Origin of the sequence: Cupriavidus necator N-1, assembly GCF_000219215.1 — a bacterium.
Classification (GTDB): domain Bacteria; phylum Pseudomonadota; class Gammaproteobacteria; order Burkholderiales; family Burkholderiaceae; genus Cupriavidus; species Cupriavidus necator.
The window spans coordinates 3,177,578-3,202,023 of the sequence record NC_015726.1 but is presented as its reverse complement, the minus strand read 5'-3'; the positions used below and the strand labels follow the sequence as shown (position 1 = coordinate 3,202,023).

The following is a 24,446-nucleotide window of genomic DNA, read 5'->3' as shown; positions in this document are numbered from 1 at the left end:
CAGCCATGAGCGAAGTGAAGCAGGCACGGCTTGCCGTTCTCTATGTCGACGACGAGGAGATGGCGCGCAAGTATTTCGCCCGGGCCGCCGGCGGCGACTATGAGGTGCTGGTGGCAGACGGCGCCGACGAGGCTCTGGCAGTGCTGCGCGCGGACCCTGCCCGCGTGGCGGTGCTGGTGACCGACTTCCGCATGCCCGGGCGCGACGGCGGCCAGCTGCTGCGCCAGGTGGCGCAGGAATACCCGCAGATCGTGCGCATCCTGGTCACGGCCTATGCCGACAAGGATGTGCTGCTGGAAACGGTCAACAGCGGCGAAGTCTTCCGCATCCTGGAAAAGCCGCTGAGCGTGGCCGACCTGCGCGAGGTGCTGGCACGCGCCGCCGAGCGCCACCGCGAGCGCACCCTGCGCCAGCACCGGCTGATGGCGATCGACGAGACCCTGGCCTTTCTGGCGCACGAACTGAACACGCCGCTGGCGGCCATCGCCAACTTTGCCCACGGCATCCGCGGCCGTGTCGCCGGCGAATACAGCGCTGGCCGCCAGGCCGAGATCGGCCAGGCGGCCAGCGCCATGTACGACAACGCCCAGTATTGCCTGGCGGTGCTGTCATCGTTCCTGCAATCAGTGCGCAACAGTGCCGGCAGCATGCCGGCCCGGTCCGATGCCGGTACCGAGGTCAGCGCCGGCACGCTGGTCACTTCGCTGCTGGACAGCTACCCGTTCGCGGGCGACCAGCGCAGCTGGGTGCAGGTGGAGATGCACGGCGATTTCCCGGTGCAGACGCTGCCCAACTGCGTGGCGCTGGTGCTCTCCTCGGTGATGAGCAACGCGCTGCGGGCGCTGCGCAGTGTCGGCACGCCGGCGTTGCGCTTTGTGGTGGTGGCGCAGCCGCGCCCGGAAATCCGCATCTGCGACAACGGGCCGGGCATTCCGCCGGAAGTGATGGAGCGGCTGCTGGTCGATCCTGTCACCACCCACGCCAGTGCCGGCGGCAGCGGGCTGGGCATGATTTTTTGCAACCGCGTCATGCAGTCGTTTGGCGGCGGCATCCGGATCGAATCCGCATCCGGTGCCGGCACCACGGTGACGCTGGACTTTCCAAGTTTCAAGAGTCGAAAGCATAGGAGTGACCGATGACCGAACCGAATGCCACGCAGGCACCACCCCCGGCGATTCTGTTCGTCGATGACGAAGCGACTGCAGTCAAGTATTTCCAGCGTGCCATCGGGGCGCTGGCACCGGTGGCCACCGGCGGCTCCGTTGAAGAGGGCAAGGCATTGCTCGACGCCCACGCAGGCAGCCTGGCGGTGCTGGTGTCCGACCAGCGCATGCCGGGCGAGTATGGCAACGAACTGCTGCGCTACGCGCGCGAGCGCTACCCGCATATCGTGCGCATCCTGACCACCGCGTATTCGGAGCTCGACCAGACCGTCGAAGCGGTCAACCAGGGGCAGATCCACCGCTACATCAAGAAGCCGTGGGACATCACCGCGCTGCGCATGGAGCTGAAGCAGGCACTGGAACTGGCCGGCCTGCGCAAGGAACGCGACCAGCTGCTGCGCGAGAAGCTGTCCGTGCTGCAGACCCAGACCGTGGCCTCGCGCATCGGCATGGTGCATGCGCTGTGTGCCAGCCTGATCGGGCCGGGCCGTTTCCAGCCGGTGGAGACCTACCTCGCGGCGGTCGACCTCGCCGGCGCGGGCAGCGTCGAGCCGGACTGGCAGCGCATGGACTACGCCGACCTGGTGCGCGCAGAGGCCGAGCGCAGCGGCAGCTTCGGCCATGCCGTGGCCACGCGCCTGGCGGGCCTGCGCAGCGCCAATGCCGGCCGGGGCGCTGCCGATGCCGCCGCGGTGATTGTCGATGCGCTGGGCAGCGAGGTGGTGCGCCGCGACGGCGACACCGTGGTGTGGACCGCTCCGGCCACGCTGGCGGAGTTCCTCGCGCAGCCGATCGGCGCACCCGTGTCCGCGCAGCACGCGGCCTGGCTGGCCAGCCTGCTGTGGCTGGAAGAGGCTGGCGGCGCGCTGCAGTTTGCGCGCGACGGCAACACCGTGGTGTGCCGCGCATGCCCGCGCAGCGAGGCCTTCGCGGCCGACCGGCTGGCCGCGTGGATCGAGCGGTTCTCGATGCCGGCCTGAATTTCCCAGACCTTGCAGCCATAAAAAAACGGCGCCCCGCGGGGCGCCGTTCTGTTTTACCGCAGGGCAGGGGTCAGGCCTGCGCGCCGTAGTTGGGGTCGTTGCGGTCGGTCGAGTCGGACTTCTTTTCACCCTTGACCAGGTCCTCGCGCTTGACGCCCAGCCACATCGCCAGCGCCGCGGCCACGAACACCGACGAGTAGATGCCGAACAAGATGCCGACCGTCAGTGCCAGGGCAAAGTAGTGCAGCGTGGGGCCGCCGAAGAAGAACATCGACAGCACCATCATCTGGGTCGAGCCGTGGGTGATGATGGTCCGCGAGATGGTGCTGGTGATCGCGTTGTCGATGATCTCGTGCGTGGTCATCTTGCGGTACTTGCGGAAGTTCTCGCGGATCCGGTCGAAGATCACCACCGATTCGTTGACCGAGTAGCCCAGCACCGCCAGGATCGCCGCCAGCACCGACAGCGAGAACTCCCACTGGAAGTAGGCGAAGAAGCCCAGGATGATGACCACGTCGTGCAGGTTGGCGATGATGCCCGCCACCGCGAACTTCCATTCGAAGCGGAACGACAGGTAGATCACGATGCCGGCCACCACGCACAACAGCGCCAGCAGGCCGTCGGTGGCCAGTTCCTTGCCCACCTGCGGGCCGACGAACTCCACCCGTTGCAGCTTCACGTCAGGCGAGGCCGCCTGCAGCGAGGCCAGCACCTGCTCGCTCTGCTGGGCCGAGGTGACGGGCTTGCCGTCCGGGCCCTTCTGCAGCGGCAGTCGGATCATCACGTCGCGCGAGGTGCCGAAGTTCTGCACCTGCACGTCGGTATAGCCCAGCTTGCCCACCTGGCCGCGGATCTTTTCCAGGTCGGCCGCCTGCTGGTAGCTGACCTCCATCACCGTGCCGCCGGTGAATTCGATCGACAGGTGCAGGCCCTTGTGCCAGAGGAAGAACACGGCCGCGGCAAACGTCAGGAAGGAGATCACGTTGAAGACCAACGCGTGCTTCATGAACGGAATGTCGCGCCGGATGCGGAAGAATTCCATGTTGAATCCTGTTCTGTACTGCTAGTTGTTGCTGCTCGCCTTACTTGGCGACCGGCGTGTCGGTGGTGTTGCCCGGCTTCCAGATCTGGCCGATGGCCACGCTCTGCAGCTTCTTCTTGCGGCCGTACCAGAGGTTGACCAGGCCGCGGTTGAAGAACACCGCCGAGAACATCGAGGTCAGGATGCCCAGGCAGTGCACCACGGCAAAGCCGCGCACCGGGCCCGAACCAAAGGCCAGCAGTGCCAGGCCGGCGATCAGCGTGGTCACGTTGGAGTCCAGGATGGTGGCCCAGGCGCGGTCGAAGCCGACCGCGATCGCCATCTGCGGCGACGCGCCCGCGCGTAGTTCTTCGCGGATGCGCTCGTTGATCAGCACGTTGGCGTCGATGGCCATGCCCAGCACCAGCGCGATGGCGGCAATGCCCGGCAGCGTCAGCGTGGCCTGCAGCATCGACAGCACCGCGATCAGCAGCAGCAGGTTCACGCCCAGCGCCACCACCGAGAACACGCCGAACAGCATGTAGTACAGGACCATGAACACGGCGATGGCGGCAAAGCCGTAGGCGACCGAGTCAAAACCCTTCTGGATGTTGTCCGCGCCCAGCGACGGGCCGATGGTGCGCTCTTCGATGATCTCCATCGGTGCGGCCAGCGAGCCGGCGCGCAGCAGCAGCGCCAGGTCGTTGGCGGCTTCGGTGGAGTAGGAGCCGGTGATCTGGAAGCTGGAACCCAGTTCGGACTGGATCGTCGCCACCGTCAGCACTTCGCCCTTGCCCTTTTCGAACAGCACGATCGCCATCGGCTTCTTCAGGTTCTCGCGCGAGACGTCGCGCAGCACGCGGCCGCCCTGGGCGTCGAGCTTGATGTTGACCGAAGGATGCTGGTTCTGGTCGAAGCCGGCCGAGGCGCTTTCAATGCGGTCGCCGGTGAAGATGACCTGCTTCTTGAGCACCACCGGGGCGCCGTTGCCTTGCGTGAAGAGCTCGCTGCCGAACGGGATCGGGTCGCCCGGGCGCGGGCTGCGCGGCGCGTCGTTGTCGACCAGGCGGGCTTCGAGCGTGGCGGTGCGGCCGATGATGTCCTTGGCCTTGGCGGTGTCCTGCACGCCCGGCAGCTGCACCACGATGCGGTCGGCGCCTTGCTGCTGGATCACCGGCTCGGCCACGCCAAGCTCGTTCACGCGGTTGTGCAGCGTGGTGATGTTCTGCTTGACCGCTGCGTCCTGCACCGCCTTGCGCGCGGCTTCGGTGAAGGTGCCGACGATATTGTTGCCGTCCATGGCGAAGGCCACTTCGCGCAGGTTGTCGGCCAGGATGGGACGCGCGCGGTTGGCGTCGTCTGCGTTGTTGAAGCGCACCGTCAGGCGCTCGCCGTCGCGGTCGATGCCGCCGTGGCGGATGCTCTTGTCGCGCAGCAGGGTGCGCGCGTCGCCGCCCAGGCTGTCGAGCTTCTTGTCGACGGCGCCCTTCATGTCGACCTGCAGCAGGAAGTGCACGCCGCCGCGCAGGTCCAGGCCCAGGTACATCGGCAGCGCATGCATGGCGGTCAGCCAGCGCGGCGAGCCCGACAGCAGGTTCAGCGCCACCACGTAGGTGGGGTTGGCCGCGTCCGGGTTCAGGGTGCGCGACAGCACGTCCTTGGCCTTGAGCTGCTCGTCGGTGGTGCGGAAGCGCGCCTTGACCGAGCCGGACTGGCCGGAAATATCAAAGAAGACGCCATCAGGCCGCAGCTGGTTCTGCGCCAGGATCTCTTCGACCTGCTTCTGCATCGCCAGGTCGACCTTGACCGTGGCCTTGCCCGAGGACACCTGCACGGCAGGCGCCTCGCCGAAGAAGTTCGGCAAGGTATAGATGATGCCGATGGCCAGGGCCACCAGGATCACGAGGTATTTCCAAAGCGGATAACGATTCATCTCGGGCCAGTCATTCTGCGGTTGGCGGGGCCGGCGCTGGCGTGGCGCACCACGTCGGCGGGGCCGAACCGGTTTGGCAAACAGCCGCCTGGCAGCCACGGATCGAAACCACGGGGGCTTCGTCGGGCTGGATCAGGCGGCTGCCGGGGCATGCGCGAACGGGCATGCCGGAAAAGACAAAGGCGGGAGTCGCGCGCGCGATCCGGAGATCAGAGCGCCTTGAGCGAGCCCTTGGGCAGCACGGTGGTCACGGCACTCTTCTGCACGGTGATTTCAGTGCCTTCGGCGATTTCCAGGCTGACGTACTGGTCGGTGACCTTGGTCACCTTGCCCAGGATGCCACCGGCGGTCACGACTTCGTCGTTCTTGGCCAGTGCTTCGAGCATTGCCTTGGCTTCCTTCTGGCGCTTCATTTGCGGGCGGATCATGATAAACCACAGCACGCCAAACATCAGGATGATGGGCAGGAAGCTCATCAGGCCGCCAGCCGCGCCGCCGGCTCCGGCGGTCTGGGCAAATGCGTTAGAAATCAGCACGTTGTTTCTCCGTCACAAAAGTCAGTCAAATAATCGATCATTCTACCATTCGCATTTCGCCCGCCCTTGGCATTCTAGGGCGGAATACGGGTTTGTTCGGGTGCGCCCGGGGCAACTTGCGGCAGGGGTCGGCATGGCCGGGCTCTCCGGCTCGCGGGTGGCTTCCGGATGACCCGGCTATTCGACCGCCGGCAGCGCAAAAGTTCGCGCCACCCGGCGTTGTCACTGCGTGCCGCGGGCGCGGTCGGCCGCAAACTGGCGGCGGAAGTCGGCAAAGCGGTGGTGCTCGATCGCTTCGCGCATCTCGCGCATCAGTTGCAGGTAGTAGTGCAGGTTGTGGATGGTATTGAGGCGCGCGCCCAGGATCTCGCCCACGCGGTGCAGGTGGTGCAGGTAGGCGCGCGAGAAGTTGCGGCAGGTGTAGCAGGCGCAGCTTTCATCGAGCGGGCGCGGGTCGTTGCGGTGCGCCGCGTTCTTGATCTTGACGTCGCCGAAGCGGGTGAAGAGCCAGCCGTTGCGCGCGTTGCGGGTGGGCATCACGCAGTCGAACATATCCACCCCGGCGGCGACGCCGGCGACCAGGTCTTCGGGCGTGCCCACGCCCATCAGGTAGTGCGGCTTGTTGGCCGGCAGGCGCGGCGCCACGTGCTCGAGCACGCGCATCATGTCTTCCTTGGGCTCGCCCACCGACAGCCCGCCGATGGCAAGGCCGTGGAAGTCCAGCTCGGACAGGCCGGCCAGCGATTCGTCGCGCAGGTCCTCGTACATGCCGCCCTGGACGATGCCGAACAGCGCGTTGGGGTTGGCCAGGCGCTCGAACTCGTCGCGCGAGCGCTTGGCCCAGCGCAGGCTCATGCGCATCGACTTGGCGGCTTCCTCATGCGTGGCGGGGCGGCCGTCGATCTCATACGGCGTGCATTCGTCGAACTGCATGACGATGTCGGAGTTCAGCGTGCGCTGGATCTGCATCGAGATCTCGGGCGACAGGAAGAGCTTGTCGCCATTGACCGGGGATGCGAAGGTGACGCCATCTTCGGTGATCTTGCGCAGATCGCCCAGCGAAAACACCTGGAAACCACCGGAATCGGTCAGGATCGGCTTGTCCCAGCCGATAAAGCGGTGCAGGCCGTCGTGGGCGTTGACCACGTCCAGCCCGGGGCGCAGCCACAGGTGGAAGGTGTTGCCCAGAATGATCTGCGCGTCGATTTCATTGAGCTCCAGCGGCGACATCGCCTTGACCGAGCCATAGGTGCCCACCGGCATGAAGATCGGCGTTTCGACCACGCCGTGGTTCAGCGTGACGCGGCCTCGGCGGGCGTTGCCGTCGGTGGTGATGAGTTCGAAGTTGAGCATGGCTTGTGATTCTGGATTCAGGCGCCGGGCTGGCGGGTCAGCAGCATGGCGTCGCCGTAGCTGAAGAAGCGGTAGCGCTGCTCGACCGCATGGCGGTAGGCGGCGCGGATGGCTTCCACGCCGGCCAGCGCCGACACCAGCATCAGCAGCGTCGACTTGGGCAGGTGGAAGTTGGTGATCAGGGCATCGACCAGGCGGAAGCGGTAGCCGGGCGTGATGAAGATATCGGTGTCGCCACTGCCGGCGGCAAGCGTGCCGTCGGCCTGCGCGGCCGATTCCAGCGCGCGCAGCGAGGTGGTGCCGACCGCGATCACGCGGCCGCCGCGCGCGCGGGTGTCGCGCACGGCCTGGGCCAGGTCTTCGGAAACGGCGTACCACTCCGAGTGCATCTTGTGCTCGGCCAGGTTCTCGGTGCGCACCGGCTGGAAGGTGCCGGCGCCCACGTGCAGCGTCAGAAAGGCGCGCCGCACGCCGGCGGCATCGAGCCGGGCGAACAGCGCATCGTCGAAATGCAGGCCCGCGGTGGGTGCGGCCACCGCGCCGGGGCTGCGCGCGTAGACGGTCTGGTAGCGGGTTTCGTCGTAGGCGTCCGGGTCGTGCGTGATATACGGCGGCAGCGGCAGGCGGCCGTAGCGCTCAATCAGGTCCAGCGCCGGCTCGGGGAAGCGCAGCGTGAAGAACTGGTCCACGCGCGGGCCCACGGTGACGGCGAAGGCGTCGTCGGCCAGATGCAGCGTGCTGCCCTCGGCCGGGGTCTTGGAGGCGCGCACCTGGGCCAGCACGGTGTGGGTATCGACCACGCGCTCGACCAGCACCTCGATCTTGCCGCCGCTAGGCTTGTGGCCAAAGAAGCGCGCCTTGATCACGCGGGTGTCGTTGAAGACCAGCAGGTCATCGGAACGCAGGTAGTCGACGATGTCGCTGAAGGCACGGTCGACCATGCGCACCGCGTCGGCGGTGTCGGCCGGGGCCAGCCGTTCGACCACCAGCAGCCGGCTCGCGCTGCGGTCGGGCAGCGCGCTTTGGGCAATCAGTTCTGGTGGCAGCGGGAAATCGAAATCAGAAAGCGTCAACATCGTGGGAGCGGCGGGCTGCGCGATGCCATGCAGGCCGGAGCGGGGCACAAAACGGCACTCCGCTGCCCGTGGTGGCAGCCGGCATGGGTACAATCGGCGAATCCGATATTGTAAGGCCACGGGCGCGCTTGCCGCCGGGGCGGGCGTGATACCGGCTATTCGCCGGCGCCGCGCCAGCCAACCCCGCAGCACGAGAGCGACCGCTGCCAAATTTTTCGCCGATGCCCGGAACCGCCGCTGAACCGATCCACGACCCCGCCGACGCCGCCAAGGACACGGCGGCGCCCGCGCGCGGCAAGGCCGGCGAAGCCAGGGGCAAGGCCGCCGCCTCCGGCACGTCGACCGCGGCCGCGAGGCTGGCCAAGCTCGGCCTGCGTCGTCCCGTCGACCTGGTGCTGCACCTGCCTATGCGCTATGAGGACGAGACCACGCTGGCGCCGATCGCCGAGGCGATCCGCCGCGCCGGGCTCGGGCTGCCGGCGCAGGTGGAAGGCGAGGTCATCTCCAACGAAGTCACGTTCCGGCCGCGCCGCCAGCTGGTGGTCAAGATTGCCGACGATAGCGGCGAGCTGACGCTGCGCTTCCTGAACTTCTACGGCAACCAGACCAAGCAGATGGCTGAAGGCGTGCGCCTGCGCGTGCGCGGCGAGGTGCGTGGCGGCTTCTTCGGCGCCGAGATGGTCCACCCGACGGTGCGCCCGGTGGTGCCCGGCGAAGCGCTGCCCGACCGCCTGACGCCGGTGTATCCGTCCACCGCCGGCATCCCGCAGGCCTATCTGCGCAAGGCCATCGGCGGCACGCTGTCGCGCACGCCGATGCCCGAGACGCTGCCGCAGGCGGTGCTGGAGGGGCCGCTGGCACGCCTGCACCTGCGCCCGCTGGCCGACTGCCTGCGGCTGCTGCACGCGCCCCCGCCGCAGGAGAGCGAGGCTGCGCTGGCCGACCGCTCGCACCCGGCCTGGCAGCGCATCAAGTTCGACGAACTGCTGGCGCAGCAGATCTCGCTGCGGCGCGCGCACGCGGCGCGGCGCGAAAAAAATGCGCCGACCATGCCGCGCCGCGAGGGCGGGTTGCTCACGCGCTTCCTGGCCGCATTGCCGTTCCGGCTGACCGGTGCGCAGCAGCGCGTGGTCGAAGAGATCGCCGCCGACATGACGCGCCCGCACCCGATGCACCGTCTTCTGCAGGGCGACGTGGGCAGCGGCAAGACCATCGTTGCGGCGCTGGCGGCCTGCCAGGCCATCGACGCCGGCTACCAGGCCGCGCTGATGGCGCCCACCGAAATCCTGGCCGAGCAGCACTACCGCAAGCTGTCCGCATGGTTGGAGCCGCTGGGCGTGCCGGTGGCGTGGCTAGCCGGCAGCCAGAAGGCACGCGACAAGCGCGAGGCCGTGGCGCGCGTGGAATCGGGCCAGGCGCAACTGGTGATCGGCACCCACGCGCTGATCCAGGACACGGTGCGCTTTGCCAAGCTGGGGCTGTCAGTGGTCGACGAGCAGCACCGCTTCGGCGTGGCGCAGCGGCTGGCGCTGCGCGGCAAGGCCGGTGCCGCCGATGCTACGGTGCCCGCGGTCGACGCCGTGCCGCACCAGCTGATGATGTCGGCCACGCCGATCCCGCGCACGCTCGCCATGACTTACTACGCCGACCTCGATGTGTCGGTGATCGATGAATTGCCGCCGGGCCGCACCCCCATCGTCACGCGCCTGGTCAACGACGAGCGGCGCGACGAAGTGATCGGACGCATCCATCACGCCGCCGCCGAAGGCCGCCAGGTCTACTGGGTCTGTCCGCTGATCGAGGAAAGCGAGGCGCTGCAGCTGCAGACCGCGGTGGAGACCTATGAAACGCTGGTGGCCGCACTGCCGGACCTGCGCGTGGGCCTGGTGCACGGGCGCCTGCCGCCGGCCGAGAAGGCCGCCGTGATGGACGACTTCAGCGCCAACCGCATGCAGGTGCTGGTGGCCACCACCGTGATCGAAGTGGGCGTGGATGTGCCCAATGCCTCGCTGATGGTGATCGAGCACGCCGAGCGCTTCGGCCTGGCGCAGCTGCACCAGCTGCGCGGGCGGGTGGGGCGCGGCAGCGCCGAATCGGTCTGCCTGCTGATGTACCAGGCGCCGCTGTCGCCCACCGCGCGCGAGCGCCTGGCGACCATGCGCGAGACCACCGACGGCTTCGAGATCGCCCGGCGCGACCTGGAGATCCGCGGCCCCGGCGAGTTCCTGGGCGCGCGCCAGTCCGGCGAAGCGATGTTGCGCTTTGCCGACCTGCAGACCGACGCATGGCTGGTCGACTACGCGCAGGAGGCGGCCGAGCTGATGCTGGCTCGCTATCCGGAAGCGGTCGAAGCACACCTTTCGCGCTGGCTGGGCGGGCGCGAGCACTACCTGAAAGCCTGAACGGTGCTGTCCAGGTGCGCGATGCTTCGCATGCGTCGACACAATGCGTTGGCGCTCTGACAGAAGCGGCAATCGAAGGTAAAATCTATCGCCTACCGCAAATTGATAAGTCATGACGCTCACCGAACTCAAGTACATCGTCGCCGTGGCGCGCGAGCGCCATTTCGGCCGGGCCGCCGAAGCCTGCTTTGTGTCGCAGCCGACGCTGTCGGTCGCGATCAAGAAGCTGGAAGACGAACTCAACGTGCAGATTTTCGAGCGCGGCACCTCCGAGGTGTCGGTGACGTCGGTCGGCGAGCAGATCGTGGCGCAGGCCCAGCGCGTGCTTGAGCAGACCATGGCCATCCGCGAGATCGCCAAGCAGGGCAAGGACCCGCTGGCGGGCCCGCTGCGCGTGGGCGTGATCTACACCATCGGGCCGTACCTGCTGCCGTCGCTGGTCAAGCAGATGATCGAGACCGTGCCGCAGATGCCGCTCATGCTGCAGGAGAACTACACCCACAAGCTGATCGAGCTGCTCAAGCAGGGTGAGATCGACTGCGCGGTGATGGCCGAGCCGTTCGCGGATTCGGGCCTGACGGTGCGCCCGCTCTACGATGAACCCTTTGTCGTCGCCGTGCCGCGCGGCCACCAGCTGGCGCAGGCGCACTCCATCGACCCCGATGAACTGAAGCAGCAGACCATGCTGCTGCTGGGCAGCGGCCACTGCTTTCGCGACCATGTGCTGGGCGTGTGCCCGGAGCTGTCGCGCTTCTCGCAGGCGGCCGACGGCATCCAGAAGACCTTCGAGGGCTCGTCGCTGGAAACCATCCGCCATATGGTGGCCAGCGGGGTTGGCATCACCGTGCTGCCGCGCACCTCGGTGCCCGACCTGAAGGCCAAGGGTGACATGCTGTCCTATGTGCCGTTCTCCGATCCGGTGCCCGACCGGCGCGTGGTGCTGGCCTGGCGCAAAAGCTTCACCCGCCTGCCGGCCATGGAAGCGCTGGCCAACGCCGTGGCTGCGTGCGAGCTGGCCGGCGTGCGCAAGCTGGACGCCAAGGAGCTGGCCGAAGCGGCCTGATTGTCTTACCCCTGCAGTACCGGCAATTCCCACGGCCGCACCGGAGATTCCGCTGCGGCCGTCGTCATTTCCGGCCCCGCCACGGCGCTACCTGTCTTCGGGCGGTCATTTTCCGCTGCGATAAGTTGCAGAAATCCCCGATAGATTTGACCTAATGCATAGGTACAAATAATTGAATTCTCTATTCGATAGATCATTGGTAGGCTGACTCGTGTCGCTGCAGATGGCATCGACCTGGGACAGGATCCGATGATGAGCGCCAGCGTCCAGTTCTCTCGAACAACAACCAACAAGCGCCCGTTTCCCCTCCGCATGGGGCGCTGCCTGCTCGATTGCCTTGCCTGCTATGCCGCCGCGCTCTGACGCAGCGATCCCTTTCAGCCTACCCACCAAGAGGAAAAGATGAGCAAGAAGGACACCCTTACCACTGCCGCCGGCGTACCCGTCGCCGATAACCAGAACTCGCAGACGGCAGGCCCGCGCGGCCCGATGCTGCTGCAGGATGTCTGGTTCCTCGAAAAGCTGGCCCACTTCGACCGCGAGGTCATCCCCGAGCGGCGCGTGCATGCCAAGGGCTCCGGCGCCTATGGCACGCTCAGGATCACCCACGACATCACCAGGTACACCAAGGCTTCGGTCTTTGCCCAGGTCGGCAAGGAAACGCCGCTGTTCATCCGCTTCTCGACCGTGGCCGGCGAACGCGGCGCGGCCGATGCCGAGCGCGACGTGCGCGGTTTCTCGATCAAGTTCTACACCGACGAAGGCAACTGGGACGTGGTCGGCAATAACACCCCAGTGTTCTTCGTGCGCGACCCGCTCAAATTCCCGGACTTTATCCACACGCAGAAGCGGAATCCGCGCACCAACCTGCGCGACCCGATCGCGGTGTGGGACTTCTGGTCGCGCCATCCGGAATCGCTGCACCAGGTCACCATCCTGATGAGCGACCGCGGCCTGCCGCAGAACTACCGCCAGATCCACGGCTTCGGCTCGCACACGTACTCGTTCATCAACGCCAACAACGAGCGCTTCTGGGTCAAGTTCCACTTCAAGTCGCAGCAGGGCATCGCCAACTGGACCAATGAAGAAGCGGCCAAGGTCGTGGCAACGGACCGCGAAAGCGCGCAGCGCGACCTGTTCGAGAACATCGAGCAAGGCAATTTTCCGCGCTGGAACCTGCGCGTGCAGGTCATGCCGGAGGCCGATGCGGCCAAGTACCACATCAATCCGTTCGACCTGACCAAGGTCTGGCCGCACAAGGACTACCCGCTGATCGACGTGGGCGTGCTCGAGCTCAACCGCAACCCGGACAACTACTTTGCCGAGGTCGAGCAGGTGGCGATGAATCCGGCCAATATCGTGCCGGGCATCGGCTTCTCGCCCGACAAGATGCTGCAGGGACGGCTGTTCTCGTACGGCGACACGCAGCGCTACCGCCTGGGGATCAACCACAACCAGATCCCGGTGAATGCACCGAAATGCCCGTTCCACAACAGCTTCCACCGTGACGGCGCGATGCGCGTGGACGGCAACCAGGGCGGCAAGCTCAACTATGAGCCCAACCGCGAAAGCGCCTACGCCGCCAGCGAACGCGCGATCGAGCCGCCGCTGGCACTGGATGGCGCCGCCGACCACTGGGACCACCGCGTCGACCCGGACTACTACAGCCAGCCCGGCGCGCTGTTCCGCCTGTTCGACGAGGGCCAGCGCCAGCGCCTGTTCGCCAATGTCGCGGCGGCCATGCAGGGCGTGCCTGAGGCGATCGTGCGCGTGCAGCTGGAGCACTTCACCAAGGCCGACCCGGCCTACGGCGAGGGCGTGAAGCGCGCGCTCAACCTGAAGTAAGCGGCAGCCTGGCGCGGCGCCCCTGGCGGGCTGCCGCGCCGCGGAGAACGATGATGGCGATGATCCGGTTGTTTATCGACGAGTGGCGGCAGCTGTGGCACGACGGGCACGACCAGCCCGGGCGCGCCGACGCCGCGCGGCTGCGCCACAAGCTGTGGCGCAAGGAAATCGGCGCCGCCGTGATCGTGCTCGGCGCGGCCGTGATGTTCAGCGAGGTGGCCCGGGGTTTGGCCGGGATCGCCGGCTAATGCAATAATGCGGGTACTGCGCCGCCCGGCCCCGAAACATGGCAAGCCCGGCGGCGCCCCTCGTGGCTTTACCAGAACGGAGTGTATTTACCATGGCAAAGAAGAATGAGATGAGCGTGAATATCGGTATTTCCGACAAGGACCGCAAGAAGATCGCGGAAGGCCTGTCCAAGCTGCTGGCGGACACCTACACCCTCTACCTCAAGACCCATAACTTCCACTGGAACGTGACGGGTCCCATGTTCAATACGCTGCATCTGATGTTCGAGACCCAGTACACCGAGCTGGCGCTCGCCGTGGACTCGATCGCCGAGCGTATCCGCGCGCTGGGCTACCCGGCACCGGGCACCTACAAGGAATACGCCCGCCTGTCGTCGATCGCGGAGGAAGAGGGCGTGCCCGAGGCCACCGACATGATCCGCAAGCTGGTCGAAGGCCAGGAAGCCGTGGTGCGCACCGCGCGCTCGCTCTTCCCGGTGATCGACGCCGCCGGCGACGAGCCGTCGGCCGACCTGCTGACCCAGCGCATGCAGACGCATGAAAAGACCGCGTGGATGCTGCGCGCGATGCTGGCCTGAGGCCTGCCGGCCACCTCCGGCTGCCCTTCAGTGGCGGCCGGCACTGCGCGTCGCAACCGTCCGGGCTGCGGCGCGTTTTCATTGAATCCTCCTTCCCGGATCCGCGCTGTGCAGACCCTCTCGCCGTTGCCGCCCACGCCCATGCTTGAACGCCTTTCCCTCTACGCGCGCCTGGTGCGCATCGACAAGCCGATCGGCACGCTGCTGCTGCTGTGGCCGACGCTGTGGGCCATGTGGATGGCCGCGGGCGGGCCGCCGGCATGGGGGCTGTTCTGGATCTTCGTGGCGGGCACCTTCCTGATGCGCTCGGCTGGCTGCGCCATCAACGACTGGGCCGACCGCGACTTCGACAAGCACGTCAAGCGCACAAGGGAGCGGCCGCTGACCGCGGGCAAGATCGCCGCATGGGAAGCGCTGGCCGTGGCCGCCGTGCTGGCGCTGGTGGCCTTTGCGCTGGTGCTGCCGCTCAATGCGCTGACCAAATGGCTGGCGGTGGTGGCGGCGGTGGTGGCGGGCACTTACCCGTTCTTCAAGCGCTTCTTTGCGATTCCGCAGGCTTATCTTGGCATCGCGTTTGGCTTTGGTATCCCGATGGCCTTTGCCGCGATCCAGGACCAGGTGCCGCCGGTGGCGTGGATGATGCTGCTGGCCAATGTGTTCTGGGCGGTGGCGTATGACACGGCGTATGCGATGGTCGATCGCGACGACGATCTCCTGATCGGCATGAAGACTTCAGCCATTACCTTTGGCCGCTTCGACGTGGCGGCGATCATGCTCTGCTACGCTGCCTTCCTGGCGCTGATGGCGTGGGCGGGGGTGCTGCTGGGGCTGGGGTGGCCTTACTGGGTGGGGCTGGTGGCGGCGGCGGGTTGCGCCGGGTATCACTACACGCTGATTCGCGATCGGGACCGGATGCGGTGTTTCGCGGCGTTCCGGCATAACAACTGGCTGGGGGCTTGTGTGTTTGCGGGGACGGCGGTGGCTTATGCGATTCGGTGATTAAATCCTGCCGGTTTGCTCCCCTCCCGCTTGCAGGAGAGGGAGCAAACAGTCGGGCAAGATAGCGCTCAATCCTTCCCGAACTCCGCCCCCATCTCCTTGCCCCGCGCTGCGGCGGCACGCATCGCGCGCACGAACGCGTCACCAATTCCCGAAGCCTCCATCGACGTCAGCGCCGCATAGGTGGTGCCGCCCTTGGACGTCACGCGCTCACGCAGCGTTGACACCGGCTCGGAAGACTGCCCGGCCAGGGTAGCAGCGCCACGGAAGGTCTCCACCGCCAGTTCGCGGCCTTGCTCCGCGGTAAGGCCCAGCTCCGTGGCAGCGCGTTCCATTGCCTCGATAAAGTAGAAGACATAGGCCGGCCCACTGCCGGAAATGGCGGTGACCGCATCGATCTGGTCATCCCCATCCACCCACACGCATTTGCCGACGGCCTCGGCCACGGCGCTGGCAATCGCGCGGTCTTCGGCCGACAGCCCGGCCGGGGCGGCCAGCCCCGTCATGCCCATGCCAGCCAGCGCCGGCGTATTCGGCATCGCCCGCACCAGCCGGGTGCGCCCGTCCAGCCAGCGCTGCATGTCCTGCAGCCGGATGCCGGCGGCCACGCTGATCACCAGGTTGCCCTTGCCGCTGGCCGGCAGGATCGGCAGCAGCTGCGCCGCGGCGTCGCGGAACTGCTGCGGCTTGACTGCCAGCACCAGCACGTCGCTGGCGCCGAAGGCGGCATCCGGCGCCCCGGCGGCATGCACGCCGAGGTCGCGCGCCAGGCGTTGCTGGGCCTCGGGGAAGGGGTCGACCACGCGGATCGAGCCGGCCGGCACGCCGCGGGCGATCAGGCCGCCGATCAGTGCGGTGGCCATGTTGCCGCCGCCGAGAAAGCCAAAGGTAAGGGTATCGAGCATGGGGATCCGTTGGGGCTTGAAGGGAATGGACTCGGCTTGCAGGGAAAATGACTGGGCTACGGGTACTGGCGCGCTCCAAAAATGGCGGTGCCGATCCGCACCAGCGTGGCGCCCTCGGCGATGGCGGCTTCCATGTCGCCCGACATGCCCATCGACAGGGTGTCGAGGTCCAGGCCGTCGGCGCGCAGCGCCTGCAGCATGGCGCGCATGGCCGCGAACGGGCGGCGCTGCGCGGCGAGGTCGTCCTCAGGCTCGGGGATGGCCATCAGCCCGCGCAGACGCAGGCCGGGCAGCGCGGCGACGGTATGTGCCAGGGCGGGTACCTCTGCCGGGGCGACGCCGCTCTTGCTGGCTTCGCCGCTGATATTGACCTGGATGCAGACCTGCAGCGCCGCCATGCCGGCCGGGCGCTGGGCCGACAGCCGCTCGGCGATCCTGAGCCGGTCGACGGCGTGCACCCAGTCGAAATGCTCCGCCACCAGCCGGGTCTTGTTGCTTTGCAGCGGACCGATGAAATGCCATTGCAGGCGGTGGCGCAGGTCGGCCAGCGCGGCGATCTTGTCGACGCCTTCCTGGACGTAGTTTTCGCCGAAGGCAAGCTGTCCGGCGGCGTATGCGGCCCTTATGCGGTCGGGGGAAACGGTCTTGGAAACGGCCAGCAGGGCGATGTCCGTGGGCTGTCTGCCGGCTTGTTGTGCGGCCGCCGCGATGCGCTGGTGAACGGCTTGCAAGTTGGCGGCAATTACAGACATAATCCGGCGAACATACAAAAGAAAGTACGCAAAGTACTGATAACTCAGGGTGGGGTCATTATAGATGGACATCGCGCAGCTATTGGCTTTCGCTGTCAAGAACAAGGCGTCTGATCTTCATCTCTCCGCGGACATGCCGCCGATGGTGCGGATCCACGGCGACATGCGCCGGATCAACGTCGCCTCGATGACGCACAAGGATGTCCACGCCATGGTGTACGACATCATGAGCGACACCCAGCGCAAGGCCTACGAAGAACGCCTCGAAATCGATTTCTCGTTCGAGATCGCCGGCCTGTCCCGCTTCCGGGTCAATGCCTATAACACCCAGCGCGGCGCCGCCGCGGTGTTCCGTACCATTCCCTCCAAGGTGCTCACGCTCGAAGAGCTGCGCGCGCCCGCGGTGTTTGCCGACCTGTGCATGAAGCCGCGCGGGCTGGTGCTGGTAACGGGCCCGACCGGCTCGGGCAAGTCCACCACGCTGGCGGCGATGGTCGACCATCGCAACGAAAGCGACATGGGCCACATCCTCACGGTGGAGGACCCGATCGAATTCGTGCACAGCTCCAAGAAGAGCCTGATCAACCAGCGCGAGCTGGGGCCGCATACGCATTCGTTTGCCAACGCGCTGCGCTCGGCACTGCGTGAAGACCCGGACGTGATCCTGGTGGGTGAGCTGCGCGACCTGGAAACCATCCGCCTGGCGCTGACCGCGGCCGAGACCGGCCACCTGGTCTTCGGCACGCTGCACACCAGCTCCGCGGCCAAGACCATCGACCGGGTGGTCGATGTGTTCCCGCCCGAAGAGAAGGACATGGTGCGCACCATGCTGTCGGAATCGCTGGAGGCGGTGATCTCGCAGACGCTGCTGAAGACGCGCGACGGCAATGGCCGCACCGCCGCGCACGAGATCATGATCGCCACGCCCGCGATCCGCCACCTGATCCGCGAGAACAAGATCGCGCAGATGTACTCGATGATGCAGACCAGCAGCGGGCTGGGCATGCAGACGCTGGACCAGTGCCTGTCTGACCTGATCAAGCGCAGCGTCATCAGCTACAACGACGCGCGCGCCATCGCGAAGAACCCCGACGCGTTCATGGGCTGAGGCCCGCTCCCTAGCAGGACACTGCCATGCTCGATCGCGAATCCGCCGCCAAGTACATCAACGACCTGCTGGAGCTGATGGTCAGCAACCGCGGCTCTGACCTGTTCATCACTTCTGACTTCCCGCCGGCGATCAAGGTCGACGGCAAGATCAAGCCGGTGTCGCAGCAGCCGCTGAACCCGACCCAGGCGCTGGGCCTGGTGCGCTCGGTGATGAACGAGCGCCAGGTGCAGGACTTCGACACCAGCCGCGAATGCAATTTCGCGATCACCGCGCCCAAGGCCGGGCGCTTCCGCGTGTCGGCCTTTATCCAGCAGGGCAAGGCCGGCATGGTGGTGCGCACCATCAATACGCGCATCCCCTCGGTGGCCGACCTGGACCTGCCGGCTACGCTGCATGAGGTGGTGATGGCCAAGCGCGGGCTGGTGATCGTGACCGGTGCCACCGGCTCGGGCAAGTCGACCACGCTGGCGGCAATGCTGGATCACCGCAATGCGCATTCGTACGGCCATATCATCACCATCGAGGATCCGATCGAGTACGTGCACGCGCACCAGAACTGCATCGTCACGCAGCGCGAGGTCGGCATCGATACCGAGTCCTGGCACGTGGCGCTGAAGAACACGTTGCGCCAGGCGCCCGACGTGATCCTGATCGGCGAAATCCGCGATCGCGAGACCATGGAGTACGCGATGCAGTACGCCGAGACCGGCCACCTGTGCCTGGCCACGCTGCACGCCAACAACGCCAACCAGGCGATCGACCGCGTGGTCAACTTCTTCCCCGAGGAAAAGCGCCAGCAGCTGCTGATCGACCTGTCGCTGAACCTGAAGGCGATGATCTCGCAGCGCCTGCTGCCGCGCGCGGGCCGCAAAGGGCGGGTGCCGGCGGTGGAGATCATGATCGGCACGCCGCTGGTGGCCGACCTGATCTTCAAGGGCGAGATCCACGAGCTCAAGGAAGTCATCAAGAAGTCGCGCGAGCAGGGCATGGTCTCGTTCGACCAGGCGCTGTTCGACCTGTACGAGGAAGGCAAGATCACCTACGAGGACGCGCTGCGCAACGCCGACTCGCTCAACGACCTGCGCCTGATGATCAAGCTGCACAGCGCGAGCGCCAAGGATACCGACCTGGGTGCCGGCACCGAGCATCTCAACGTCATCTGATTCGTGCACGCCAGTGCGCATGGCGGTATGCTTGGGCTACCTAGAGGAGTCTGCCATGAGCAATGTCTACCAGTTCGAAGCCAACTCGCTGGCCGGCCAGCCGGTACCGCTGTCGCAGTTCCAGGGCAAGGTGATGCTGGTCGTCAACACCGCCAGCGAATGCGGGTTCACGCCGCAGTACGAGGGCCTGCAGAAGCTCTATGACGAATACCACGGGCGCGGCCTGGAGGTGCTGGGCTTCCCGTGCAACCAGTTCGGCAAGCAGGAGCCGGGCGATGCGCAGCAGATCGGCCAGTTCTGCGAAACGCGCTTTGCGGTGCGCTTCCCGATGTTCGCCAAGGTCGACGTGAACGGCGCCGACGCCCATCCGCTGTACCAGTGGCTGACCACGGAAAAGCGTGGCGTGCTCGGTACCCAGGGCATCAAATGGAACTTCACCAAGTTCCTGCTGCGCCGCGACGGCACGGTGTTCAAGCGCTATGCGCCGACCACCAAGCCCGACGAGCTGCGCGCCGATATCGAGAAGCTGCTGTCCGACCCGGCTGCCTGAGCAGGACTAGGTGCCGCTGGCGCGCACCGCGCGCAAAAAGCCGTTGAGCGAGCGGTCGGGCGTTTCGTGGAAATGGTCGTCCAGCATGCGGATGGCGCGGCAGCGGTCCAGCCGGAAGCTGCGGTAGTCCGAGCGCGTGGTGCACCACGCCGCCAGCAGCCAGGCATTGCCCCAGAAGAACAGGCCCAGCGGCATCACCACGCGTTCGGTGATGCGCTGCTGCACGTCGCAGTAGTCGAGCAGCAGCAATTTCTGCTCGCCCAGCGCGCCGTGCACCACGTCGAAGACCTCGCGCACATGCGCCTGGTTGACGTATTCCGGCGCGAACACGCGGCTTTGCTGCGCAGCCAGCCGACGCGGCGGCGGCAGCGCAGCCATCAGTTTCTCCAGCGCGGGATCGGCCGCGGCGGCCAGCGCGCCGCCGCCCCAGGCTTTCAGGAGGCGCAGGCCGGCCACCAGCGCTTCCACTTCCATGGCGGTGAACATCAGCGGCGGGACATCGAAGTCGGCACGCAGCCGGTAGCCGATGCCGGCCTCGCCCTCGACCGGCACGCCTGACAGCGACAGCGCCTGGATATCACGGTAGACGGTGCGTTCCGACACCCCGAGCCGCTGCGCCAGCAGCGCCGCCGTGGTCAGGCGGCGGCCGCGCAGCACCTGCACGATCTGGAACAGGCGGTCGGCGCGGCGGCTCATCGGGGGTGGCTAGCCATCGGGGTCAACCGGCCACGGGCTCGTGCAGCCCGATGCGGTTGCCTTCGCTGTCGGTGATATGGGCGATGCGGCCGATCTCGCCCGGCAGGCGCAGCGGCCCGAACACGGTCTTGCCGCCGGCGCGCGCGGCGCGCTCCAGCAGCACATCCAGTTCCGGCGCATGCAGGTATGGCACCGCGCCGTAGTAGTTGCTGGGGCGGTAGCCTTCGCCGGCCACCAGCGCGCCGCCCGGGTCGGGGTGGGGGAACACGGCCATGTCGACTTGGCTCATGGTCTCGCGGCGCAGCTGGATATCGAACACCTGCTCGTAGAAGCCGACCGCGCGGTTCATGTCGACGACGGGGATTTCCAGCCAGTTGATCAGACGGTTGCTCATGACAGACTCCTTGGTTCCAAGTGAAGGGGAGTGAGGAGTTCGCATCATGCGCGGGGGCTGCTGACAGCGTCCTGTCAGGAGCGTGTCAGTGTGGCATCCACGCCGCCATCACCGGCACCATGATCGCCGTCAGCACGCCGTTCAGGCCCATGCCCAGCGCGGCAAAGGCGCCGGCTTCCTGGTTGACCTGGAAGGCCCGCGCGGTGCCGATGCCGTGCGCCGCCACGCCGGTGGCGAAGCCGCGCACGCTGTAGTCGCGGATGCGCAGCAGGTTCAGCACGCTGGTGGCGCTGATCGCGCCGATGATGCCGGTGGCCATCACCAGCACCGCCGTCAGCGACGGCAGCCCGCCGATCTTCTCGGCCACGCCCATGGCGATCGGGATCGTCACCGACTTGGGCGCGAGCGAGCGCACGGTCTCGGGCGATGCGCCCAGCAGCCAGGCAATGCCCACTGCCGACACCACCGCCACCACCGAGCCCGCCACCAGCCCTGCCAGCAGCGGGAACACATGGGTGCGCAGCTTGGGCAGTTGCAGGTACAGCGGCACCGCCAGCGCCACCGTGGCCGGCCCCAGCAGGAAGTGCACGAACTGCGCGCCGTCGAAGTAGGTCTTGTAGGGCGTGCCGGTGACGGTCAGCACCGTGACCAGCAGCGCCACCGCGATCATCACCGGGTTGGCCAGCGGCGAGAAGCGCGAACGCTCATAGATGCGGAAGGCAAAGACGTAGGCCAGCAGCGTAGCGGTCAGCCCGACCAGCGGGCTTGCGGCCAGGTAGACCCAGATCTCGTTGAGGCGGGGCGTCATCATGCCTGCTCTCCTTTCGCATCGGCGGGCGGGACATCGGCGCGCTTGCGCATCAGCATGCGCGTGACCACGGCGGTGGTGGCGATGGCCAGCCAGGTGGACACCACCAGCGCCACCAGGATCGGCATCCATTCGCCCTCGATGCGGTTGGCATGGACCATGATGCCGACGCCGGCCGGCACGAACAGCAGCGACAGGTGCTTGAGCAGTTCAGATGTGGTGCCCTGGATGATGGGCAGCAGGCGGTCGTCGAAGACGAGCCAGCCGAACAGCAGGATCATGCCCAGCACGGGGCCGGGCACCGGCAGGGTCAGCGCGTAGCTGATCACCTCACCGACGGACTGGAAAACCAACAGGATTGCAAAGGTCTGGAGCATGGGGCGTGGCGTTTTGGTCGCAGGTGCGCGGCGCGCGTCCGGAAGGATGCGCGCTGCCGCCCATGCTGCCCGCCCGCGCTAGCCGAGCATCTTGTCGACCAGTTCGATCCAGTGCATCACCGGGGTGCCGGTGCCGCTCTGCAGGTGCGAGATGCAGCCGATATTGGCCGAGACGATGGCTTCGGGCTGCGTGGCCTGCAGTTTGGCGAGCTTGTCGTCGCGCAGGCGGTAGGCCAGTTCCGGCTGCAACACCGAATAAGTGCCTGCCGAGCCGCAGCACAGGTGGCTGTCAGCGCAGAGTTTGACTTCGACGCCGAGGCCGGTCAAGAGCGCTTCGACTTTGCCGCGGATCTGCTGGCCGTGCTGCAGCGTGCAGGGCGGGTGGTAAGCCACGCGCCGGTTGTCGCGCGGGACCGCGCCGGCCAGGCTGTGCAGCTCGTCGGCAAAGTCCGGCAAGACTTCGGACAGGTCGCGCGTCAGCGCCGATACGCGGCGGGCGCGCTCGGCGTACTTCGGATCGTCGCGCAGCAGGTGGCCGTAGTCCTTGACCATCGCGCCGCAGCCCGAGGCGGTCATCACGATGGCTTCGGCGCCGTCCTCGATATGCGGCCACCAGGCGTCGATATTGCGGCGCATATTGTCGAGGCCGCCGTCGTGGTCGCCGGTGTGGAAGCGGATCGCGCCGCAGCAGCCGGCTTCGCGCGCCACCAGCAGTTGTACGCCGACACGGTCGAACACGCGCGCGGTGGCGGCATTGATGTTGGGCGACATTGACGGCTGCACGCAGCCGTCGAGCAACAACATCTTGCGTGCATGCACATTGCGCGGCCACGTGCCGGGCGCGGCGGTGCTGGACTGCGCCGGCACCTTGTTGCGCAGCGTGCCCGGCAGCAGCGGCCGCACCATCTGGCCCAGGCGCAGCGCCGTGCCGAACAGCGCCGGGCGCGTCAGCCCCTCGCGCAGCACCCAGCGCGCGATGCGCTCGCGGGCGGGGCGCCGCACGCCTTCGGCCTCGAGCTTGTCGTCGACCAGCTTGCGGCCGATATCGACCAGGCGGCCGTAGCGCACGCCCGACGGGCAGGTCGATTCGCAGTTGCGGCAGGTCAGACAACGGTCCAGATGCAGGCGCGTGCTTTCGGTGATGGCATGGCCTTCCAGCACCTGCTTCATCAGGTAGATGCGCCCGCGCGGGCCGTCCAGCTCATCGCCGAGCAACTGGTAGGTGGGGCAGGTGGCGGTGCAGAAGCCGCAATGCACGCAATTGCCGACGATGGATTTGGCTTCCTCGCCTTCGGGCGTGTTGCGAAGAAAATCGGCCAGGTTCGTTTGCATGGTGTGGGGAGGTTGTGCCTGGGGTTGTCTGGACCTGCCGGATCAGAGCCCGGGGTACATGCGCTGCGGGTTGAAGATGCCGGCCGGGTCGAAGGTCTCTTTCAGGCGGCGGTGGATCGCGGCCAGCGGCGTGGCCAGCGGCGTGAACACGCCCACTGACTTGTCGCCGTTGCGGAACAGCGTGGCATGGCCGCCGGCGGCTTGCGCCACGGCGCGCACGCTTTCGGCATCGGTCTTGTCAGTGCCGTCCTCGGGCAGCCACCAGCGCTGGCCGCCGCCCCATTCGATCAGTTGTGAACCGGGCAGCTCCAGCGGCGCGGCGATGGTGGGCACCGCCAGGCGCCACAGCGCGCGGCCCGCCTGGGCGGGGGCGAAGAACGGGTGGGTCTGCTCGCGCAGCGTTTGCCACAGCGCCGCGGCTTCTGCAGCGTCCACGCGCTCGCCGCCCAGCCTGGCGCACGCGGCACGCACCGCGGCGGTGGCGCCGGCCAGGCGCACATGCAGCACGCCCGCGTGCCAGGCCGAAGACGCCAGCGGCAGCGGCTGGCCGCCCCACTGGTTCAGTTGCCGGATGGCATCGGCCTGCGCCAGCTCGAAGCGCAGCGTGGCCTCGTCGAACGGTGCCGGCAGCACCTTGACCGATACCTGCAGGATCAGCCCGAGCGTGCCGAGCGAGCCCGCCAGCAGCCGCGACACGTCATAGCCCGCCACGTTCTTCATCACCTGGCCGCCGAAGTCCATCACCTCGCCGCGGCCGTCCATCAGCTGCGCGCCCAGCATGAAGTCGCGCAGCGCGCCCACCGACTGCCGGCGCGGGCCCGACAATCCCGCGGCCACGGCGCCGCCCAGCGTCGCGGTGCTGGGCTGGCCCGGCAGTGCGAAATGGGGCGGCTCGAAGGCCAGCATCTGGCGCTTTTCGGCCAGCGCAGCCTCGATCTCGGTCAGCGGCGTGCCGCAGCGCGCGGTGATCACCAGCTCGGCCGGGTCGTATTCGACGATGCCGGCATAGGCGCGCGTGTCCAGCAGCTGGCCCGCGGCGGGCTGGCCGTAGAAGTCCTTGCTGCCGCCGCCGCGCAGCCGCAGCGCGGTGCGGGTCTCGGTGGCTTGCCTGACGGCGTCGCGGATGGCGTCGAGGGTGGCTTGCATATGCGTCGTGGG

Annotated in this window: 24 protein-coding genes and 1 pseudogene; 11 read left to right on the top strand and 14 right to left on the bottom strand. The window is 67.1% G+C overall.

The window, feature by feature from the left end:
• Positions 1 to 5: 5 nt before the first annotated feature.
• Together CNE_RS15005 and CNE_RS15000 are read left to right on the top strand one after the other, a co-directional pair.
• Positions 6 to 1,139 carry a hybrid sensor histidine kinase/response regulator gene (locus tag CNE_RS15005; protein WP_013957947.1) on the top strand — a complete coding sequence of 378 codons (1,134 nt, stop codon included), beginning with the start codon at positions 6 to 8 and terminating at the stop codon, positions 1,137 to 1,139.
• Positions 1,136 to 2,143 carry a response regulator gene (locus CNE_RS15000; RefSeq protein ID WP_013957946.1) on the top strand — a complete coding sequence of 336 codons (1,008 nt, stop codon included), beginning with the start codon at positions 1,136 to 1,138 and terminating at the stop codon, positions 2,141 to 2,143. Before CNE_RS15005 ends, CNE_RS15000 begins: the two co-directional genes overlap by 4 nt.
• A 73-nt stretch (positions 2,144 to 2,216) precedes the next feature.
• Here CNE_RS15000 and secF read toward each other — a convergent pair whose 3' ends face one another.
• From secF to queA, 5 genes are all read right to left on the bottom strand, one after another.
• The gene (secF, locus tag CNE_RS14995) at positions 2,217 to 3,188 is read right to left on the bottom strand and encodes a protein translocase subunit SecF (protein WP_013957945.1); all 972 of its coding nucleotides are present in this window, start codon (positions 3,186 to 3,188) and stop codon (positions 2,217 to 2,219) included.
• A gap of 40 nt (positions 3,189 to 3,228) precedes the next feature.
• Complete coding sequence (secD, locus tag CNE_RS14990; protein WP_041228125.1) at positions 3,229 to 5,100, bottom strand: protein translocase subunit SecD; 1,872 nt, start codon at positions 5,098 to 5,100, stop codon at positions 3,229 to 3,231.
• 209 nt (positions 5,101 to 5,309) lie between these two features.
• A complete protein-coding gene (gene yajC, locus CNE_RS14985; protein ID WP_013957943.1) occupies positions 5,310 to 5,636 on the bottom strand; it encodes a preprotein translocase subunit YajC in 327 nt (108 codons plus the stop codon).
• 222 nt (positions 5,637 to 5,858) lie between these two features.
• Positions 5,859 to 6,989 (bottom strand): tRNA guanosine(34) transglycosylase Tgt, encoded by a 1,131-nt coding sequence (gene tgt / locus CNE_RS14980; protein ID WP_013957942.1) that lies wholly within the window; start codon positions 6,987 to 6,989, stop codon positions 5,859 to 5,861.
• A gap of 17 nt (positions 6,990 to 7,006) precedes the next feature.
• Complete coding sequence (gene queA, locus CNE_RS14975) at positions 7,007 to 8,065, bottom strand: tRNA preQ1(34) S-adenosylmethionine ribosyltransferase-isomerase QueA (RefSeq protein WP_013957941.1); 1,059 nt, start codon at positions 8,063 to 8,065, stop codon at positions 7,007 to 7,009.
• Between the two features lie 221 nt (positions 8,066 to 8,286).
• Here queA and recG point away from each other — a divergent pair, with 221 nt between their 5' ends.
• The 6 genes from recG to ubiA all read left to right on the top strand — a co-directional run bounded on the left by recG (position 8,287) and on the right by ubiA (position 15,200).
• Positions 8,287 to 10,467, top strand: a complete 2,181-nt coding sequence (gene recG, locus CNE_RS14970; RefSeq protein WP_013957940.1) for an ATP-dependent DNA helicase RecG — start codon at positions 8,287 to 8,289, stop codon at positions 10,465 to 10,467.
• Between the two features lie 112 nt (positions 10,468 to 10,579).
• Positions 10,580 to 11,530 carry a LysR substrate-binding domain-containing protein gene (locus CNE_RS14965; RefSeq protein ID WP_013957939.1) on the top strand — a complete coding sequence of 317 codons (951 nt, stop codon included), beginning with the start codon at positions 10,580 to 10,582 and terminating at the stop codon, positions 11,528 to 11,530.
• A 402-nt stretch (positions 11,531 to 11,932) separates the two neighbouring features.
• Entirely contained in the window at positions 11,933 to 13,375 is a 1,443-nt protein-coding gene (locus CNE_RS14960; RefSeq protein WP_013957938.1) for a catalase, read from the top strand.
• Between the two features lie 50 nt (positions 13,376 to 13,425).
• Entirely contained in the window at positions 13,426 to 13,623 is a 198-nt protein-coding gene (locus tag CNE_RS14955; protein WP_013957937.1) for a hypothetical protein, read from the top strand.
• 92 nt (positions 13,624 to 13,715) lie between these two features.
• Positions 13,716 to 14,201 (top strand): Dps family protein, encoded by a 486-nt coding sequence (locus CNE_RS14950; RefSeq protein ID WP_041228123.1) that lies wholly within the window; start codon positions 13,716 to 13,718, stop codon positions 14,199 to 14,201.
• A 141-nt stretch (positions 14,202 to 14,342) separates the two neighbouring features.
• Complete coding sequence (gene ubiA / locus CNE_RS14945; RefSeq protein ID WP_041228121.1) at positions 14,343 to 15,200, top strand: 4-hydroxybenzoate octaprenyltransferase; 858 nt, start codon at positions 14,343 to 14,345, stop codon at positions 15,198 to 15,200.
• A 68-nt stretch (positions 15,201 to 15,268) separates the two neighbouring features.
• Here the strand turns inward: ubiA and proC are convergent, their stop codons facing one another.
• Positions 15,269 to 16,105, bottom strand: a complete 837-nt coding sequence (proC, locus tag CNE_RS14940; protein ID WP_013957934.1) for a pyrroline-5-carboxylate reductase — start codon at positions 16,103 to 16,105, stop codon at positions 15,269 to 15,271.
• Positions 16,106 to 16,161: 56 nt separating this feature from the next.
• Positions 16,162 to 16,857 (bottom strand): YggS family pyridoxal phosphate-dependent enzyme, encoded by a 696-nt coding sequence (locus tag CNE_RS14935; protein ID WP_041228119.1) that lies wholly within the window; start codon positions 16,855 to 16,857, stop codon positions 16,162 to 16,164.
• A 64-nt stretch (positions 16,858 to 16,921) separates the two neighbouring features.
• Here CNE_RS14935 and CNE_RS14930 point away from each other — a divergent pair, with 64 nt between their 5' ends.
• Genes CNE_RS14930 through CNE_RS14920 form a run of 3 tightly spaced genes read left to right on the top strand, consistent with a single transcriptional unit; the run spans position 16,922 to position 19,681 of the window.
• Positions 16,922 to 17,965: a type IV pilus twitching motility protein PilT gene (locus tag CNE_RS14930; protein WP_013957933.1), complete on the top strand. Its 1,044-nt coding sequence runs from the start codon at positions 16,922 to 16,924 to the stop codon at positions 17,963 to 17,965.
• 26 nt (positions 17,966 to 17,991) lie between these two features.
• The gene (locus CNE_RS14925) at positions 17,992 to 19,131 is read left to right on the top strand and encodes a PilT/PilU family type 4a pilus ATPase (RefSeq protein WP_013957931.1); all 1,140 of its coding nucleotides are present in this window, start codon (positions 17,992 to 17,994) and stop codon (positions 19,129 to 19,131) included.
• Between the two features lie 55 nt (positions 19,132 to 19,186).
• On the top strand, positions 19,187 to 19,681 hold the full coding sequence (locus CNE_RS14920; protein ID WP_041228117.1) for a glutathione peroxidase: 495 nt from the start codon (positions 19,187 to 19,189) through the stop codon (positions 19,679 to 19,681).
• On the opposite strand, the gene CNE_RS43300 is transcribed toward CNE_RS14920, so the two are convergent.
• From CNE_RS43300 to glcE, 7 genes and pseudogenes are all read right to left on the bottom strand, one after another.
• Positions 19,609 to 19,848 (bottom strand): zinc finger domain-containing protein, encoded by a 240-nt coding sequence (locus CNE_RS43300; RefSeq protein WP_455423814.1) that lies wholly within the window; start codon positions 19,846 to 19,848, stop codon positions 19,609 to 19,611. The two genes, CNE_RS14920 and CNE_RS43300, sit on opposite strands and share 73 nt — an antisense overlap.
• Positions 19,778 to 20,377 (bottom strand): annotated as a pseudogene (locus tag CNE_RS14915) (helix-turn-helix transcriptional regulator); the annotation flags it as partial. The pseudogene CNE_RS14915 and the gene CNE_RS43300, both read right to left, overlap by 71 nt.
• Positions 20,378 to 20,399: 22 nt before the next feature.
• Positions 20,400 to 20,771 (bottom strand): VOC family protein, encoded by a 372-nt coding sequence (locus CNE_RS14910; protein ID WP_018311518.1) that lies wholly within the window; start codon positions 20,769 to 20,771, stop codon positions 20,400 to 20,402.
• A gap of 85 nt (positions 20,772 to 20,856) precedes the next feature.
• Positions 20,857 to 21,582 (bottom strand): LrgB family protein, encoded by a 726-nt coding sequence (locus tag CNE_RS14905; RefSeq protein WP_013957927.1) that lies wholly within the window; start codon positions 21,580 to 21,582, stop codon positions 20,857 to 20,859.
• Complete coding sequence (locus CNE_RS14900; RefSeq protein ID WP_010815044.1) at positions 21,579 to 21,956, bottom strand: CidA/LrgA family protein; 378 nt, start codon at positions 21,954 to 21,956, stop codon at positions 21,579 to 21,581. Before CNE_RS14900 ends, CNE_RS14905 begins: the two co-directional genes overlap by 4 nt.
• Before the next feature lie 78 nt (positions 21,957 to 22,034).
• Complete coding sequence (gene glcF, locus CNE_RS14895; RefSeq protein WP_013957926.1) at positions 22,035 to 23,288, bottom strand: glycolate oxidase subunit GlcF; 1,254 nt, start codon at positions 23,286 to 23,288, stop codon at positions 22,035 to 22,037.
• A 42-nt stretch (positions 23,289 to 23,330) separates the two neighbouring features.
• A complete protein-coding gene (gene glcE, locus CNE_RS14890; protein WP_013957925.1) occupies positions 23,331 to 24,434 on the bottom strand; it encodes a glycolate oxidase subunit GlcE in 1,104 nt (367 codons plus the stop codon).
• Between the last annotated feature and the right edge of the window lie 12 nt (positions 24,435 to 24,446).